The sequence below is a fragment of the Serratia sp. NCCP-200 genome, from assembly GCF_059697885.1.
This window is the reverse complement of sequence record NZ_BAAKUJ010000001.1, coordinates 896,451-911,729: the sequence shown is the minus strand read 5'-3', so window position 1 is coordinate 911,729 and position 15,279 is coordinate 896,451. Positions and strand designations below refer to the sequence as shown.

15 protein-coding genes and 1 pseudogene are annotated in these 15,279 nt (G+C 52.4%); 6 read left to right on the top strand and 10 right to left on the bottom strand.

The features are described from left to right. Positions 1 to 52 precede the first annotated feature (52 nt). From mgtA to AC6HVW_RS04210, 3 genes are all read right to left on the bottom strand, one after another. On the bottom strand, positions 53 to 2,752 hold the full coding sequence (gene mgtA / locus AC6HVW_RS04220; protein WP_071680909.1) for a magnesium-translocating P-type ATPase: 2,700 nt from the start codon (positions 2,750 to 2,752) through the stop codon (positions 53 to 55). Between the two features lie 197 nt (positions 2,753 to 2,949). Further along, on the bottom strand, positions 2,950 to 3,648 hold the full coding sequence (locus AC6HVW_RS04215; RefSeq protein WP_021180910.1) for an MgtC family protein: 699 nt from the start codon (positions 3,646 to 3,648) through the stop codon (positions 2,950 to 2,952). Between the two features lie 474 nt (positions 3,649 to 4,122). Next, positions 4,123 to 4,995: a LysR substrate-binding domain-containing protein gene (locus tag AC6HVW_RS04210; RefSeq protein ID WP_071680910.1), complete on the bottom strand. Its 873-nt coding sequence runs from the start codon at positions 4,993 to 4,995 to the stop codon at positions 4,123 to 4,125. 105 nt (positions 4,996 to 5,100) lie between these two features. On the opposite strand from AC6HVW_RS04210, the gene AC6HVW_RS04205 reads away from it, so the two are divergent. Next, a complete protein-coding gene (locus tag AC6HVW_RS04205; RefSeq protein WP_071680911.1) occupies positions 5,101 to 6,513 on the top strand; it encodes a pyridoxal phosphate-dependent decarboxylase family protein in 1,413 nt (470 codons plus the stop codon). Here AC6HVW_RS04205 and AC6HVW_RS04200 read toward each other — a convergent pair. Next, positions 6,467 to 6,777 (bottom strand): annotated as a pseudogene (locus AC6HVW_RS04200) (GNAT family N-acetyltransferase); the annotation flags it as partial. The gene AC6HVW_RS04205 and the pseudogene AC6HVW_RS04200 sit on opposite strands and share 47 nt — an antisense overlap. 663 nt (positions 6,778 to 7,440) lie before the next feature. Between AC6HVW_RS04200 and rcsA the strand changes: the two are divergent. Continuing rightward, complete coding sequence (gene rcsA / locus AC6HVW_RS04195; RefSeq protein ID WP_059201125.1) at positions 7,441 to 8,070, top strand: transcriptional regulator RcsA; 630 nt, start codon at positions 7,441 to 7,443, stop codon at positions 8,068 to 8,070. Positions 8,071 to 8,253: 183 nt separating this feature from the next. Here rcsA and dsrB read toward each other — a convergent pair whose 3' ends face one another. The 3 genes from dsrB to AC6HVW_RS04180 form a co-directional block, all read right to left on the bottom strand. After that, entirely contained in the window at positions 8,254 to 8,454 is a 201-nt protein-coding gene (gene dsrB / locus AC6HVW_RS04190) for a protein DsrB (protein WP_071680912.1), read from the bottom strand. Positions 8,455 to 8,698: 244 nt separating this feature from the next. Then, positions 8,699 to 8,911 carry a transcription antiterminator/RNA stability regulator CspE gene (cspE, locus tag AC6HVW_RS04185; protein WP_004946278.1) on the bottom strand — a complete coding sequence of 71 codons (213 nt, stop codon included), beginning with the start codon at positions 8,909 to 8,911 and terminating at the stop codon, positions 8,699 to 8,701. A gap of 287 nt (positions 8,912 to 9,198) precedes the next feature. After that, positions 9,199 to 10,062, bottom strand: coding sequence for an ion transporter (locus AC6HVW_RS04180; protein ID WP_071680913.1), 864 nt, complete (start codon positions 10,060 to 10,062; stop codon positions 9,199 to 9,201). Between the two features lie 180 nt (positions 10,063 to 10,242). Here AC6HVW_RS04180 and AC6HVW_RS04175 point away from each other — a divergent pair, with 180 nt between their 5' ends. Further along, the gene (locus AC6HVW_RS04175; RefSeq protein ID WP_021805739.1) at positions 10,243 to 10,452 is read left to right on the top strand and encodes a hypothetical protein; all 210 of its coding nucleotides are present in this window, start codon (positions 10,243 to 10,245) and stop codon (positions 10,450 to 10,452) included. Between the two features lie 137 nt (positions 10,453 to 10,589). Next, the gene (locus AC6HVW_RS04170; protein WP_071680914.1) at positions 10,590 to 11,597 is read left to right on the top strand and encodes an NAD(P)H-quinone oxidoreductase; all 1,008 of its coding nucleotides are present in this window, start codon (positions 10,590 to 10,592) and stop codon (positions 11,595 to 11,597) included. A 48-nt stretch (positions 11,598 to 11,645) separates the two neighbouring features. On the opposite strand, the gene AC6HVW_RS04165 is transcribed toward AC6HVW_RS04170, so the two are convergent. Together AC6HVW_RS04165 and AC6HVW_RS04160 are read right to left on the bottom strand one after the other, a co-directional pair. Continuing rightward, positions 11,646 to 12,035: a YidB family protein gene (locus tag AC6HVW_RS04165; protein ID WP_071680915.1), complete on the bottom strand. Its 390-nt coding sequence runs from the start codon at positions 12,033 to 12,035 to the stop codon at positions 11,646 to 11,648. Between the two features lie 84 nt (positions 12,036 to 12,119). Further along, positions 12,120 to 12,368, bottom strand: coding sequence for a GlsB/YeaQ/YmgE family stress response membrane protein (locus AC6HVW_RS04160; RefSeq protein WP_021805741.1), 249 nt, complete (start codon positions 12,366 to 12,368; stop codon positions 12,120 to 12,122). Positions 12,369 to 12,894: 526 nt separating this feature from the next. Between AC6HVW_RS04160 and AC6HVW_RS04155 the strand changes: the two genes are divergently transcribed. Continuing rightward, the gene (locus AC6HVW_RS04155) at positions 12,895 to 13,311 is read left to right on the top strand and encodes a VOC family protein (RefSeq protein WP_071680916.1); all 417 of its coding nucleotides are present in this window, start codon (positions 12,895 to 12,897) and stop codon (positions 13,309 to 13,311) included. Positions 13,312 to 13,356: 45 nt separating this feature from the next. Here AC6HVW_RS04155 and AC6HVW_RS04150 read toward each other — a convergent pair whose 3' ends face one another. Further along, entirely contained in the window at positions 13,357 to 13,554 is a 198-nt protein-coding gene (locus AC6HVW_RS04150) for a hypothetical protein (RefSeq protein WP_071680917.1), read from the bottom strand. A 126-nt stretch (positions 13,555 to 13,680) separates the two neighbouring features. Here AC6HVW_RS04150 and AC6HVW_RS04145 point away from each other — a divergent pair, with 126 nt between their 5' ends. After that, the gene (locus AC6HVW_RS04145; RefSeq protein WP_071680918.1) at positions 13,681 to 15,237 is read left to right on the top strand and encodes a sensor domain-containing diguanylate cyclase; all 1,557 of its coding nucleotides are present in this window, start codon (positions 13,681 to 13,683) and stop codon (positions 15,235 to 15,237) included. Positions 15,238 to 15,279: the final 42 nt, after the last annotated feature.

Genomic DNA, 15,279 nt, shown 5'->3' with positions numbered 1-15,279 from the left:
AACAGGCCGATTGAGGTTTATCACCAGGCATTACGCCCGGCGAAAATGTAGATTAGAACCACTTGCCAAAGCGGCGGATGTAGAAACGCTTCATCAATTGCGCCACCACACAGTAGCTGACCAGCGTGGCCACCAGCCAAGGGAAATACTCCCACGGCAGCGGTTGCAACCCGACCCATGCCCCGAGCGGCGAGAACGGAATATAGATACCGAGTGCCATAATAATCCCGGTGGTCAACAACACCGGCAGCGCCGCCGTACTCTGAATAAACGGGATCTTCTGCGTACGCAGCATATGCACTACCAGCGTCTGAGACAGCAACCCTTCAATAAACCAGCCGGACTGGAACAGCGCCTGATGCTCTACGCTATTGGCGGCAAACACAAACCACATCAACGCATAGGTCGTGATGTCGAAAATTGACGACGTCGGCCCAATCCACAGCATAAAGCGACCAATATTCTTGGCATCCCACTTGCGGGGTTTACGCAGGAACTCTTTGTCCATCTTGTCCCACGGCAGGGAAAGCTGGGAGATATCATACATCAGGTTCTGTAACAGCAGGTGGATCGCCAGCATCGGCAGGAACGGAATAAACGCACTGGCCACCAGCACCGAGAACACGTTGCCGAAGTTGGAGCTGGCGGTCATGTTCAGATACTTGATGATATTGCCGAAGGTTTCACGCCCTTTGATCACCCCCTCTTCCAGCACCATCAGGTTCTTTTCCAACAGGATGATATCGGCGGATTCCTTGGCGATGTCGGTACCGGTATCGACAGAAATGCCCACGTCGGCATCGCGTAACGCCGGGGCGTCGTTAATACCATCCCCCAGGAAGCCCACGGTGTGGCCATTAGCCTGCAACATTTTCAGCACGCGTGATTTTTGCAGCGGCGTCAGCTTGGTGAATACCGTACGCTGCTCAACCTCACGCATCAGATGGGCATCGTCCATCTGTTCAATCTCCAGGCCGGAGAGCGGTGTTCCCGGTTCCAGGCCAACGTCACGGCAGATTTTACAGGTGATTACCGGGTTGTCGCCGGTCAGCACTTTCACCGCCACGCCATTTTCCTGCAGGGCAGCAATCGCTTCACGAGCGCTCTCTTTTGGCGGATCGAGGAAGGTCAACAGGCCTTCAATCACCAGATCGCGTTCGTCTACAATGCTTAGTGGCAGAGTGCAACCTTCCAGACCCAGATCTCGGGTTGCCAACACCAACACACGGAAACCATCTTCATTATACTGGCAGGCCAAAGCCTGCAAATCGGCACGGCGAGCCTCGTCTAGCGCCAACACCTCCTGCCCGACACGGACGTGAGTGGCGATCTCCAACATCTCTTCAACGGCACCTTTGCAAATCAGCAGTTGGCGCTGTTGTTCATCCTGTACCACGATCGACAAGCGACGACGTATAAAATCAAACGGCAGCTCATCAACCTTGCTGTAGCGCCCCAACGCCTCAACGCCTGGCTGGCCTTGGCCAAAACGGATCACTGCCTGATCCATCAGGTTTTTCATACCGCTCTGATGGAAGCTGTTCAACCAGGCTAAATGCAGCACGTGGTTATCCTTGCTGCCATTCACATCCAGATGGTGTTCCAGAATGATGCGATCCTGCGTCAGGGTGCCGGTTTTATCGGTACAGAGCACGTCCATCGCGCCAAAGTTCTGGATCGCATTCAGCCGTTTGACCACCACCTTGCGGCGCGCCATGGCAATTGCGCCCTTCGCCAGGTTGGAGCTGACGATCATCGGCAGCATTTCCGGCGTCAGCCCCACGGCGACCGCCAAGGCAAACAGGGCCGCTTCCGTCCAGTCTCCTTTGGTAAAACCGTTAATCAGCAAGACAATCGGCACCATCACCAACATAAAGCGGATCAACAGCCAGCTAACGCTGTTGACTCCACGGTCAAAGGCAGTTTGCGAACGGGTACCGACGATCGACTTAGCCAGGGAGCCAAAGTAGGTGCGGCCACCGGTCGCGACCACCACAGCCGTCGCCGTTCCGCTGGCCACGTTGGTGCCCATCAGGCAGATATTGGCCAACTCCAGCAGTTCGCTTTCGCTGGAGGCATCGATCTCGCTGGACTTTTGGCTCACGCCAGCCAAGGCATCGTATTTTTCGATCGGAATAGCTTCGCCGGTCAAAATGGCCTGGCTGATAAACAGATCGCGTGAGCTGAGCAAGCGGAGGTCCGCGGGTACCATGTCCCCGGCAGAGAGCTGAATAATATCGCCCGGAACCAACTCACGAATGGGAATTTCCACCGCTAACGCCTGGGTGCTGAAATTACTGCGGCGCAACACCGTTGCCGTGGTACGTACCATCGATTTGAGTGATTCGGCCGCTTTATTGGTGCGGTATTCCTGCCAGAAGCGCAGCAACCCGCTCAACGCAACCATGATCAGGATAATGATGACGCCGGTAAGATCGGTTTCTTCACCGTTTTGCATGGGCAACCAGTAATCGGTAAAGAAACTGATCCCTGCCAGTACCATCAACACAAAGATAAACGGGTTGTTAAACGCGCTGACTAACTGCACCAGCGCATGCGGTGCCTTCTCATGGGCAACCTGATTGCTACCAAAATACTGCAAACGCTCCTGGGCATCTTCCTGAGTTAACCCAATGCGGTTACAGTTTAAATTAGCCAACGTTTGATCGAGGCTGTTCTTTGCCTCGAGAGCAATGGCATACGGCTCGCGCTGTTTATCACGGCGGCGGCTATTTTCTTTAATATGGGTCATGACACTATTCTCTTTTTTTACTTTGCACACAGGGTTACCCCGCCCGTAATAACGGGTGAACATGCGCAAAGTGGAATTTACTTTGTTGGCGTTGCTAAAGTAACGCTAATTTCCTTAACTACGCAGTAGTAATAAAGTATCTGGGGTGAGTTTGCATAACACCTCCTTATCACCTTATTGGTGAAGGTTATTTATCGTTAAACGGGTAATTCTGACGCCACGCGCCAATGCACGGCACTCACGCTGCGTTCTAAACTAATACGGCAGACAATGCCCTCAATCTCTTTTTGCGCGGCCGGATTAGCCACAATTTCCGCACAGACTTCCAACTGACCAGGAATGGCAATATCGGCGCTACGCAGCGATTGCAAACGTAATGCCACGCCGTTCAATGCCTGAAGGATCAGGGTACGAACCAGGATTTCATCCTGCTCCCCACAGGTGACCTGGACGCGATAACGCAGCTCCAGATCCACCGCCTGTTGCTGGGGTTGCAGATTAATACGCTGCGCCGCTTCACGCAGCAGGATATTGGCACACAGGATCACCAGGGTGGCGCAGACAGCTTCCCAATGCTGCCCCAGGCCACATAGCACGCCGATGGCCGCAGAGCACCACAAGGTGGCCGCCGTGTTCAGGCCGCGGATATTCAGCCCTTCCCGCATAATCACACCGGCACCGAGAAAACCGATACCGGAAACGATCTGCGCCGCAATACGCCCCGCGCTGGAAGGCTCGGTGTCAAAAGAGCTCAGGATAAACACTGCGGCCCCGGTCGCAACCAAAGAATTGGTACGCAAACCCGCCATACGCTGACGCCATTGACGCTCGGCACCAATAACGGCACCCAGGCCCATTGCCAGGAATAAATTCAGGATAAAAGGAGTCATAGCCATGATCTTCCCCTTAATTAATCATTGAGGTTGAATCATGTGCTGTTAAGCACACGCGAAATCGCGCCGATAATTAATCAGCGGGTCAGCGTTTGAGTGCCTGGAGGGAAAAGGCCGTGGTGATGGTTAAATACCATAATCATATCCGAATCAATACGCCCAATGCGCAAGCGCCTCGGGGACAACAATCATGTTCGGGTTTGCACAGCTCGGAATAACTAGAGAGGGGTGCTGCCCGCCGTGTTCGGCAAGCAACAAATCACAGGAGATTGGTCAACTTGCCTTTATTATTTCGCTACTACTGCAACTGTCCAATTGGTTTTCTCCGCGGTAATTTTGGCTGGAGTATAGTGACATGAAGTTGTGAAGTAAAGGTTATATTATTAAACGAAGACTAAACCGAATATTCCCCTTATTTAATGACTGTTATAGGAACAATAATATAAGAGAGCTAATCGGGTACCGCAATGCGGCCCCCTACGCTACGAGGCGTTGTTGTAACCAGTTCAGTAACGCTGCCACCTCAGGCGTTAAACCGGCGGCTTGTGGCCACACCAGATAGACATCGCTATCGTTCAAATGCAGCGCAGTCGACAATGGCACCAAGCGCCCTGCTGCAATCGCATCCTTCGCCAACACGGCCTTCACCAGCGCAATACCAAACCCCTGCTCGGCTGCGCGCAGCAGTAACCCTGCATCGTTGAACAGCGCCAACTGTTGTCCACCGCCAATTCTCCCTACGGCGCTAAACCAGCTATGCCAGGGAGTGACGTCATGCTCAAGCAAGGGTGTGTGTGGATCTCCAGCATCAAATGCCTCCTGCCATTGCCTAGCCAACTCTGGGGTCGCTACCGGCAGTACAACTCCTGAGGCGATACGCTGAGCCTGAACGCCTGGCCATTGGCCCTCACCAATGCGGATCGCGGCATCGAATCCTTTACGGCCGAGATCCTGAATCGCCAGCGAGGCGTCAATATCCAATCGGATCCCAGGGCAATCACGATGAAACTCCGCCAATCTGGGCAACAACCAGTAATGCGCAAAGGAGGGCAGTACGCTGATGCGCAACATCTGGCTTTCCGCTATCCGCCTGGCCCGGTCAACGCCCTGTTGTAAAGCGAGTAAGGCAGGCTCAGCTGCTGCCAGCAGTTCGCGCCCCGCAGCATTTAGCCGTATCCCACGCCCGGAGCGGTCAAAGAGTGGGTAGCCAATAGCCTGTTCGAGCTGCTGAATCTGTTGGCTAACGGCTCCATGAGTCAGGCTGACGCGTTGCGCCGTGGCACGCAAATTCTCCAAGCGGGCAGCAATCACAAAGGTTGGCAGAATATGTAGAGGAAGACGCTCATTCATGACTGGTTAGCCTTACTATCCAAAAGGGTCATTTTTTATCGATATTAGCACTAATCAGGATCGCCTATAGTGCAAACATATTCCCCCCGAACCCAAGGCATGACCATGCACCCACGTTTGCAGCAGGATCTCGACGATTTACCCCGCATACTTGACCATACCAACCAATTGGCACAGGGCTTCCTTGCAAGTTTGAGCCAGCGCCCGGTATGCCCGCCGTTGGCCGAACAACAGTTGCAAACCGGTGACGATCGGCTGGCCGAAGAGGGTTGCGGGGCGTTAGCGGCGTTAGACGAGTTTTGGCAGCGCTATGAGGCTGGCCTTTCCGGCAGTGCCGGGCCGCGTTACTTTGGTTTTGTCACCGGCGGTAGCACCCCTGCGGCGCTGGCTGCCGACTGGTTGGTTAGCACTGCCGACCAGAATAGTCAACTGAGCAATGATACCGTGGCAGCCGCGATCGAGCTGGCAACGATTGTGCAATTGAAAACCCTGTTGCAACTGCCCGCTGACTTCAGCGGTAGCTTTGTCAGCGGTGCCACCATGGCCAACTTCACCGGGATCGCCATCGGCCGCCAGTGGTTAGGGCAGCAGCGCGGGATCGATGTGGCACAGTTTGGCTTGGCCGCCTTGGGGCCGATTCAGGTCCTTTCCGCCAATGCCCATGCCAGCAGCGTTAAAGCGCTCAGCATGCTCGGTATTGGGCGTGATGCTTTAAAGTCTATCGCCAGCCAGGCTGATTGCGAAGCTATTGATATCGAAGCGCTGGAGCGTCATCTTGCCGCCACGCCAGATATCCCAACGATAGTGCTCGCCAGCGCAGGCACGGTAAATACCGGCGTTTTCGACGATCTATCCCGCCTGATGGCACTACGTGCACGCTATCCCTTCTGGTTGCATGTTGATGCCGCCTTTGGTGGGATCGCAGCCTGTTCTTCCCGCTTGGCTCATCTGCTGGACGGTTGGCACCAGGCAGACTCAATCACCGTAGATGCCCATAAATGGCTGAATGTCCCTTATGACAGCGCCATTCAATTTACCCGTCATCTGGCATTGCAGATGCAGGTGTTCCAGAATCACTCGGCCTATCTGGAGGCCCCCACGTTGCGCCCAGATAACTATTTGCACCTGACGCCCGAGAACTCGCGGCGTTTTCGCGCCCTGCCCTTGTGGATGGCATTGAAGGCCTACGGTAGCAGCGGTATGCAGGAGATCGTCGAGCGTAACGTGACGTTGGCGCGACGTTTAGGTGACGGATTGGCAGCCAGTGAAGGCTTCCGCCTGCTGGCCCCGGTGGATCTGAACATCGTGTGTTTTGCGCTGAAGGGCGTTACAGGCGATGCCACGGCCGCACGCAACAGATTCATCGATCGCCTGGATCGGCACGGCGTGGTGCGCTGCACGCCCACCAGCTATGCGGGCCAACCGGGTATTCGGGCAGCCCTGGTGAATTGGATGACTGAAGAACAGGATATTACTTTGGCGCTGGCATCAATGCAGGCTTGTCGGGCTGAGGTCTGAGTGTGGCGAGGCTTTGCTTCTGCTGGCCATCGGTTGTGATATTCAACGGCGATAGCCAGGCGGTAAACGCCTCGCGCAATACCGGCCATTCACCATCGATGATGGATAGCCAGTCCGTGTCGCGGTTGCGCCCCTTTCTGGTCATTGCCTGGCGAAAGTCCCCTCAAAGGTGAAGCCCATACGCAGTGCAGCCTCGCGAGAGGGGGCATTCAGACGATCGCATTTCCATACGCAACGGCGAAAGCCCAAGTCGTCAAAAGCGTGATTGTGAGTTGAGCAGCATTTCGTTGTCTCCGCGCAGTAAGATACGTCAGGAAAATCGATATGTCGCGGATAAGTTATTCACTCTGAAATCATTATCAAATGAAATAATTTACCTTAGTTATTTAATTGACGACCACATGGTTAGCAGTACTACTTATTTTGACTTGATTCCGCGCATAAACTCCCTCCTCAAGGACATAAAAGTAACTAAGAATCGTTACCATTGGAGCCAATACATTGATACAATCAATTGAATAAGCAAACTTTATGGCGTTTGGTGATGAAACAGAAGCAACACTATCAGTCAAAAAACCGCCAACTCTGGCGTCATTGCGAGTTATAAGAGAGACTTAAGAATCATCTGATTCACGAAAAATAGTACCGCGATGAAATTAGCTAGCCTTAGCAACAAATTTAAGGCTGACTACCCGGCGTCCAATGATATTTCCAGCCGCAAAATCGCTACAGCATAATAAGTCGACTTAAGCTAAACTGATGCTTTTGGTAGATTTAAAAATATAATTCGAAAAGACGTTGAGTCATGCCGGTTTTATTGATAGAAAGTTGCATTCATAAGATGTGATTTTTTTATAACTTTTAGCCTTTTATCTTCAGGCTTTTCTTTTTATAACCGCGTGGAAACGGACTTAAGTGGGAGGCTCTATGCCAATAATCATTATGGATTCATGCAGTTACACTAGATTAGGATTAACCGACTACCTGACGTCGCACGGGATGAAAAAGCGTCAGATTAGCGCTGTCAATCATATCGACGGCCTGCATGAGAAGTGCGCAAAACTTAAGCCTAATATGGTATTCCTGAATGAAGACTGCTTCATTCATGAAGCAGATGCGACAGAAAGAATAAAACGCGTGATATCTCTTAATCCCGATACTTTATTCTTTATTTTCATGGCCATCACCAACGTACATTTCGACGATTATTTATACGTCCGCAAGAACGTGATCATCTCGTCAAAATCGATAAAACCGCAAACCATGAGTCAGTTGCTTAACCACTACCTCGAAAGAAAGCTGGTTCGCCCGGAAAAAAGCTCGCTGGATCAGACACCTGTCACACTAAGCCAAACCGAGTCAAACATGCTGCGCATGTGGATGTCCGGCCAAGGCACCATCCAGATCTCCGATCAAATGCAGATCAAGGTGAAAACCGTCTCTTCCCATAAGGGAAACATCAAAAGAAAGATCAAAACCCACAACAAGCAGATCATCTACCATGTTGTCCGCCTGACCGACACGCTTACCAGCGGTATTTTCGTCAACAGCCGTTGATAGCCATTACGACCAAATAAAGCGACAGCGGAACGCAGTGGTGTAGAATTTGACAGAAAAACGCTCGTTTTCAGCGGCAATGCTGCCGCTACGGGTATTTGGGCAGGCTTTCAACACCATATGACCGTGCGGCCAGGTTTCAGCCAGCCAGACCAGGGCAAGCTGGTAAATGCAGGCAAAGATTTAATCCTGTTCAGCGCTGCGCAATTCTACAAAGGTGCCATCGCGGCTATCGACCTCATTGAAGAACCACACGCCCGCCGGGTAATCTTCCAGTGACACCAGATACATCGTGCCTTCATTAAACACCTCAACTTCCAGCACTACCCCTTCTCGACGGGGGCCGCCGTCGGTCTTTACCGTCACCAGATCGTTAACTTTCATGCTCTACCTCGTTATTTATCTCGGATATCAGTCTATTACAGTTGACGAAAAGAACCCACCATTGCGTAATGCGCTCCGCCACTGAGCCATCATGCGGCGACGACCCATTAAGCTTAGCAGAACTGAGACTGAGTCTTTCAGACCTCTGGAATACCGCGGTGAACCTCTCTGCGCCCACCATGCTCAAATCGCAGACACAAAAAAACCCGCCTTGGCGGGTTTTTGTTAATCAGCGAGAGGCCGATTAGATAGCGGTAACGTTAGCCGCTGACGGACCTTTAGCACCGTTCTCGATAGAGAACTGTACGTTCTGGCCTTCAGCCAGGGTCTTGAAGCCTTGATCCTGAATTGCAGAGAAGTGTACGAACACGTCTTTGCTGCCGTCTGCAGGAGTGATGAAACCAAAACCTTTAGACTCGTTGAACCACTTCACTTGACCTTTGATCATGTTAGACATGTTGAATTCCTTCAATAAAAAATTTAAGCCACCATGGGCATGAAATAGCCGGTCATCAGTTACTTATGGAGGCACTAGAAAGGAAATTCGTCAGTGAAGAGCTATCAAGGATAACGCTTTAAATTTGAACTACTTTACTCAAAATGTCGTGCATAAATAGGTCTGTACCACAGGCCGAGAATCATTAACTCATGTCGGGCGTATAATAGCAACTCTTTTTAGCTCGTGAGGCTGGAAAGGGAGAGCAAACGCACAGAATTTGCTCCCCTCTGGCGAAATTATCGGCGTTATCTTGTGGATTTCACTGACAATGGTGGTAATGCAGCGCCACAAAATTTACAAAACTTCGCCTCGGCTTCATGCCCGACACGGTCGCATTGTAGACAATGGCGCTGTTCCCGATAGCGCTGCATCTCCTGCGACATGTAGGCGGTCAGGATCCCCGTAGGCACCGCAATAATCGAATACCCTACCAGGATCAGCACCGAAGCCAGCATCCGCCCTAATGGCGTGTGGGGCACAATATCACCGTAGCCCACGGTGGTTAACGTGACTACCGCCCAATACATCGATGCGCCAAGGCTGGTAAATCCACCACTGCCTCCCTCCACCGCGTACATCAAGCCACCAAATACGCACAGCATCACGCCGACAAAACCAAAGAACAGGGTCAGCTTATGGCGCGCCAGCTTGATACTGCGCCAGACAATGCTCATCTCACTCATGTAGCGCAACAGTTTCAACACCCGCAACACGCGCAGGATCCGCAATACACGCAGCAGAGCGATATACTCCACCGCCATATGCGGGAATATCCAGATGATATACATCGGCAACATCGTCAGCAGATCGACGATGCCGAAAAAGCTGATGGCATAGCGCTCTTTACTCGGCGTGCACCACAGCCGCAACAGATACTCCACCGTAAAAAGGGTGGTGAAAAAGACCTCCGCCAAAAACAGCTGATAAAGCACTTGAGCATTGGGGGTATACAGCGAGCTGCCGCCAGGTTCGATAAACAGCAACAACACACTGAGCAGCGCCGTGCTCACCCAGAACAGCTGCATTCTGCGCCCGGTTCGGGTTTGATTGCTGAACAACAGCTGATAGCTACGCTGGCGCAGGGTCTGTTTTCGCACTTTATTGGTCATAATCCGCTGTCTGGTAAAAGATTTACGCTCATACTAGATCCGAACCTGCACGCCGCCAAATTTAACCTGCGCCGAGCCGCAGAATGGCCATGTGTCATATTTTCATCACAAAAATGTCACAATCCAGCCATATGATGGCTAGCGATTATCCGCTCCGGGTTAACACCAAGGATTTCGCCTATGAACACCGTAAAAGCCATTAATCACCAGCAGGCAGAGACGCTGATCCGCTCAGGATCGGCGAAAAAGATTGAGCTGGCCTATGACATTGACAGCGACGATTTTTTCCAGCTCGCCAGCCTGTGGTGCGATCAGGGTGCCAAGATTTCCAAAGGCAAAAAGCACTTTATCGTCTCGCTGAAAGGTTTTCGTATTCCGCCAAACGACTGATCCTCTACCCCCTTTGCGGCGGTATCTCTGCTTGTCTAGACAAAACCGCCCTTTCGCACACATGCCAACTCTGTTATCCCTATAAGATAATCCAGCCGGGAATACCCCGAATACGCAGATTGATCAAGGAGAACGGCATGTCATCCAACGCACAACTACCTGAAAACATGAAGGTCATCGAAATCAGCCAGCCGGGCGAACCAGAGGTTCTGGTAAGTGCTGAACGCCCGTTACCAGTATTGGCCCAAGGTGAAATACTGGTGAAAGTCGCTGCCGCCGGCGTCAACCGCCCAGACGTTATGCAACGCCGTGGGCAATATGCCCCACCTCCGGGCGCCTCGGACATTCCCGGGTTGGAAATTGCTGGCACGGTGGTGGCCGTTGGCGTTGGGGTACAACGCTATGCCCCGGGTGATGCCGTATGTGCGCTGATCGCCGGTGGGGGGTATGCCGAATACTGCAAGGTGCATGAAAGCAATGCGCTGCCGGTCCCGAAAGGCTTCAGCATGATAGAAGCCGCCGCCATGCCAGAAACCTTCTTCACCGTTTGGGTCAACGTATTTCAACGTGGTCATCTTCGGGCCGGGGAAACCGTGCTGATCCACGGTGGTACGTCAGGCATTGGCACGGTTGCCACCCTGTTGGCCAAAGCCTTCTGCGCCTATGTCATTACTACCGTTGGCTCTGAAGAGAAACGTGAGGCCAGCCTGGCTTTGGGTGCCGACATCGCCATCAACTATCGCACCGAAGATTTTGTCGAACTGACCAAAACCGCCACCAATGGCAAAGGGGCCGATGTCATCGTCGATTTGATCGCGGGGGATTACGTGGAGAAAAACTACCGTGCCGCTGCAATGGACGGGCGTATCGTACAGATCGGCACGCAAAATGGGGTAGTGAAAGAACTGAACCTGATGCCACTGCTGCTGAAGCGCCTGACCCATACCGGCTCAACGCTGCGGGCGCGCAGTGTGGAAGATAAAGCCCAGATCGCTGCCGAACTGGAGCTGAAAGTGTGGCCATTGCTGGAACGCGGGGAGTTAAAACCGCAGATTTTCCAGACGTTCCCGTTAGATCAAGCCGCACAGGCCCATGCCTTGATGGAGTCCAGTGCACATATCGGTAAAATTATGCTGACGCTGTAATAGCAGCCCTCCGGCCAGAAACCGGAGGGCTAGGCTGTATCCCTCATATCAGCCGAACAGTTTACCTTTCAGCAAATCCATCCCGGCGCTCATCAGATCGCCGCCCTGTGGCTCCTGGCCATTGGGTGACAGTTTATCGGTGATCATCGGCAAATACTGGGCAATCAGGGCAGAAGCCTGCGCCGGATCGATCCCCAATTTGCCTGCCAGTTGTGCAATGGCATCGGTACTTAACGCCTGCTCAACGTGTTCACCGCTGATTGGCTGATTTCCACCCGTGCCGATCCAGGAGGCGACCACGTCCGCCAAATTTCCCTGGCGGAATTTGTCCAGGATAGCCGGCAAGCCCCCTTGCTGTTCAACCCACTGCAAGATGGCGCTGTAATCCATACCTTTACCACCGCTCAATGCCCCGACTAACCCATCCAGTAATCCCATCGCTATCCCCTTCTCAAACGCTGTACGTTTGTTGCATTTAAAAGAAAAGGGCCGCCGCAGCGACCCCTATTGATCGAACCCGGCTTAGCTTCTGATCTTTCTGTAGACAAAAAGCACCACTAGAGCACCGATAACGGCAACCACAAAGCTGCCCAGGTTAAAGCCATCAACCCGGCCCATACCGAAGAAGGTACTGATATAGCCGCCGACAACCGCACCCACCACACCCAGGATAACGGTCATGATGAAGCCGCCGCCGTCTTTACCCGGCATGATCCACTTGGCCAAAATACCGGCGATTAACCCAAAAACGATCCAGGAAATGATACCCATTTTTACTCTCCCTAATTGACCCATTGCCCAAACTTGCTGGCAACAGCATTATCAAGACGTTTTCCGTCAGAGACCACCCTCTGACAGTTTTTACGTCTCTGTACCTTACTACTATAGTCAAAAATCAGCGAGTTACCTACCTCATGCAGTCTGAAAAACTGCGCATAAAAATTGTGCGCTTTTCATCCAGCCGTCATATTGTGTGGCGATAATCAGCTATACTGAATAATGCTCAACCGAACTTCGACCGAGGATAGCACCATGAGCAACCCCCCTTTCATGCTGTTTTTGGTTTTGGTTTATACCTTGGCCGCCGTGTGGGATGGTTCCGCTGCGCTGTTGTTTATGTGAAAGTCGTCGGCCAAGCAGTCATTAACCATTCCTGACCAATGCATTTTTATTCTATTTCGGCGCTCCTCGGCAGCGCAATCAAGCGGGCGCACCATACAGCGCTCCTACGGTCGAACATGTTCACCCCCCACAAATTAAGCAACCTTGCTGGGCATGGGATCCAACAGGAGGAACTATGTTGATTCAACCCTATCTGTTTTTTGCCGGTAACTGCGAACAAGCGGTGAATTTTTATGCTCAACAGCTAAACGGCAATATAGAAATCATGATGCGTTACAAAGATATTCCGGCAGAGGAGCAGCAAAATGGGCCGCCCAATGCCGATCCTGAGTCGATTATGCATGCCAGGCTGGTGATCGGGGATAACGTCATTATGGCATCGGACGGTTGCCCGTCCGAGCCAGGCGGGCCGACACATAGTGGGTATTCACTGTCGATCCTCAGTGAAAACGTCGAGCAAGGTGAGGAAGTGTTCAACCGGCTAGCCCAAGGTGGCACCATCTCCATGCCTTTCCAACCGACCTTCTGGGCCAAGGGCTTTGGCATGCTGACCGATAAGTTCGGTGTCAACTGGATGGTCAACGTTGAATAGCCGCATGGTGCAGTGCCTTGCTCTAAGGGCAGGCACTGCTCAGGGCTAACGATGCCAGCTATAAGCCACCAATGAGAACAACACAAATAACACCAGCAACACTATCAGAGCCAACCGCCAGAAAGGCGATCTGCGCCGCCGGAACGCGATAATCATCACCCCGGCCAGCGCTAGAAGCGTAAGCGGGTAATATACCGCCAGCATCAGTAAAACCTGCATCATAGCGTCAGATAGTGCTGCCATGCGCCTCCCCGGCACCAATTTATGCTGAACATATCCTGGAAATATAACGGAACATGCAAGATGGAAATATAAGGGTTAAGATTGTTCGCAATCCCCGTACCTAACTGATTCCATGACAGGAATGCTATGCTAGCACCCCAGCTCCCGCCCCAAAAACAGCCATTACCCGGGAAAAACAAAAACTCGCCGTTACTCTATCAGGCTGGCGTGTTCGTTATTATCGTCGTGCTCACCCTGATCATGTTCAATGCCTGGCAAATCTGGAACGCTCATCAGCGCAACCTGCAAATTGCTGAAAATGACTCACAGAATCTGGCCCGATCGCTGGCACAGCATGCCGAAGATACCTTTGCGCAGGTAGACAATAACCTGATCGATCTCAGCGAACGCATTGAAACCGATGGATTAGGCGAACCTCAGCGTTTACGTCTGCAAAAAGTCATGCAGACTCAGGCCAGTAACTTCCCGCAACTGCACGGTAGTTTTGTCTATGATGCCCAGGGCAATTGGATCCTGACCTCCAACGGTAAACCCCTCAGCCATACCAATAATGCCGACCGGGAGTACTTTAAATACCACGTCACTCATAACAATAATACGGTCTATATCGGCGAGGTGATCCGTAGCCGCTCAACCGGCGATCTGATTATCCCGGTATCACGCCGCCTGAACCATGCGGATGGCAGCTTTGCCGGCGTGGTGATTGCAACGCTGTATGTCGATTATTTCCGCCAGTTTTACAACACCTTTGCCCTTAACAACGACGCCTCCCTCAGTCTGGTGCTGGCCGACGGCTCCATTTTGTACCGCCGCCCATACAATGAGGATGCCATCGGGAAAAACATCTCCCACAGCCTTTTATTCCGCGAAGTTCTGCCGCATTCGCCCTTTGGCAACGTCACCATGGTCTCACAGTTCGATAATGTAGAACGGGTTTATGGTTATTCGCAGGTGGAACGTTATCCGCTAGTGATCACTGCTGGGCTGTCGAAAAAAGACGTGCTGGCCGACTGGCGTAACGATGCGTCACTTTTTGCACTCGGTGGAGGAGTCCTGCTGTCCATACTGCTGGCCCTGGGGTTGGTACTGATACGTCAGATTAATCAAAGCGTACAGACCGAAGTCGAGCTGGTGCGCACCCGTGATCAACTGACGCTGATGAACCACACGTTGGAAGAACTGGCTTTGCTAGATGGCTTGACCGGCCTGGCCAACCGCCGCCAGTTTGATATCGCGCTAAAAAACGAAATGACGCGAGCGGCGCGCAACGATCGCAGCGTAGCCCTGTTGATGCTGGATATTGATTATTTTAAACAGTTTAACGATATCTACGGCCACGTGGCCGGGGATCAGTGTTTGCAACAGTTGGGGCGCATGTTGCAAGGCATGGTCAACCGCCCTGGCGATCTGATGGCGCGTTACGGCGGTGAGGAGCTGGCGGTTATTCTGCCGGATACCGATCTTCAAGGCGCAATCGCCTTTGCCGAACGGGTTCTGGAGGGCATCCGGCAGTTGAAGATCGCCCACACAGGCAGTCCGCTGGGGATTATCACCGCCAGCATTGGTGCCAGTGCTATAGTCCCGCATCCATATAGCGATACGCCGCTGAGCTTGGTCAACCTGGCGGATAACGCCCTATATACGGCGAAGAAAAGCGGTAAGAACCGGGTTTGCAGCCTCTAGGCTCACAATAGTTAGGGTAGATTATTTCAGCAAATTATGGGG

Coding starts and splice junctions, on each gene's coding strand:
- mgtA (WP_071680909.1), bottom strand. CDS start 2,752: ATGACCCATATTAAAGAAAATAGCCGCCGCCGTGATAAACAGCGCGAG.
- AC6HVW_RS04215 (WP_021180910.1), bottom strand. CDS start 3,648: ATGGCTATGACTCCTTTTATCCTGAATTTATTCCTGGCAATGGGCCTG.
- AC6HVW_RS04210 (WP_071680910.1), bottom strand. CDS start 4,995: ATGAATGAGCGTCTTCCTCTACATATTCTGCCAACCTTTGTGATTGCT.
- AC6HVW_RS04205 (WP_071680911.1), top strand. CDS start 5,101: ATGCACCCACGTTTGCAGCAGGATCTCGACGATTTACCCCGCATACTT.
- rcsA (WP_059201125.1), top strand. CDS start 7,441: ATGCCAATAATCATTATGGATTCATGCAGTTACACTAGATTAGGATTA.
- dsrB (WP_071680912.1), bottom strand. CDS start 8,454: ATGAAAGTTAACGATCTGGTGACGGTAAAGACCGACGGCGGCCCCCGT.
- cspE (WP_004946278.1), bottom strand. CDS start 8,911: ATGTCTAACATGATCAAAGGTCAAGTGAAGTGGTTCAACGAGTCTAAA.
- AC6HVW_RS04180 (WP_071680913.1), bottom strand. CDS start 10,062: ATGACCAATAAAGTGCGAAAACAGACCCTGCGCCAGCGTAGCTATCAG.
- AC6HVW_RS04175 (WP_021805739.1), top strand. CDS start 10,243: ATGAACACCGTAAAAGCCATTAATCACCAGCAGGCAGAGACGCTGATC.
- AC6HVW_RS04170 (WP_071680914.1), top strand. CDS start 10,590: ATGTCATCCAACGCACAACTACCTGAAAACATGAAGGTCATCGAAATC.
- AC6HVW_RS04165 (WP_071680915.1), bottom strand. CDS start 12,035: ATGGGATTACTGGATGGGTTAGTCGGGGCATTGAGCGGTGGTAAAGGT.
- AC6HVW_RS04160 (WP_021805741.1), bottom strand. CDS start 12,368: ATGGGTATCATTTCCTGGATCGTTTTTGGGTTAATCGCCGGTATTTTG.
- AC6HVW_RS04155 (WP_071680916.1), top strand. CDS start 12,895: ATGTTGATTCAACCCTATCTGTTTTTTGCCGGTAACTGCGAACAAGCG.
- AC6HVW_RS04150 (WP_071680917.1), bottom strand. CDS start 13,554: ATGGCAGCACTATCTGACGCTATGATGCAGGTTTTACTGATGCTGGCG.
- AC6HVW_RS04145 (WP_071680918.1), top strand. CDS start 13,681: ATGCTAGCACCCCAGCTCCCGCCCCAAAAACAGCCATTACCCGGGAAA.